Source organism: Selenomonas sp. oral taxon 138 str. F0429 (assembly GCF_000318175.2).
GTDB classification, from domain to species: domain Bacteria; phylum Bacillota; class Negativicutes; order Selenomonadales; family Selenomonadaceae; genus Centipeda; species Centipeda timonae.
This window is the reverse complement of record NZ_KB290932.1, coordinates 1-759: the sequence shown is the minus strand read 5'-3', so window position 1 is coordinate 759 and position 759 is coordinate 1. Positions and strand designations below refer to the sequence as shown.

1 protein-coding gene is annotated in these 759 nt (G+C 48.1%); it reads right to left on the bottom strand.

From position 1 onward, the window contains the following. Positions 1-117: 117 nt before the first annotated feature. Positions 118-759: zinc ribbon domain-containing protein (locus HMPREF9163_RS04320; RefSeq protein ID WP_009440452.1), on the bottom strand; the 642-nt coding region annotated here is incomplete at its 5' end.

Here is a 759-nt window from a genome sequence, read left to right as displayed (position 1 = left end):
GTTGCACAAAGATAAATTTACCTTCGTGCAACAGTCCCTTTTTGCGGCGTCTGTTGCGAGGCTACTTCTGGTAAATGGAATCTTTTGCGTGAAAGGTGATCTCTTGAATTTATATCTTCATCCCTCAATTGCAGTCTCAATCCCACCCTTGAAAACAACAACTACCGCGCCATCCTCCTTGACCACAATGTGATCAAGCAGTCCGCCCCATAGCTCCTCGTCAAACTCAACTAACTCTCCATTGATCCCACATACCACTTGAATCATGCCCTCCAAGGTATTTCTCTTGCTCTCCCTCTCTGCAATTTGCTCATCCAACCTCGCTAGATGCCCCTGCTTTTCCACATAGAGTGCGCGAATCTCATTTTCCTGTTTCAGATACGCCGTCTGATCCTGTGCCACCCGTGCATTCTCACGAATCAATTTTTCAAGCCGTTCTGTCAAAACGCCGAGTTCCTGCTCTATTCTGTTACGCTCCTCAGTCAGCTCCTCCATCTGGCAAACGCTGTCAATCAGTGATCGCAATTCGGCAATCACGTTCTCTTTGACTTCCATCAAGGAGTTCAGTGCCTTGACGAAAATCCGCTTGATTTCTTCCTCCGTCAGATGTCTTGTATTGCATGGCTTCCCTTTGTGGGCATATTTCTTGTTGCAGCGATAGATGACTCTGCGGTATTTGTCGGTCGAGTGCCAGACCTTAGCACCGTAGTAACCGCCGCAGCAGCCGCATTTGATTTTGTTCGCGAAGATGCTCACGCC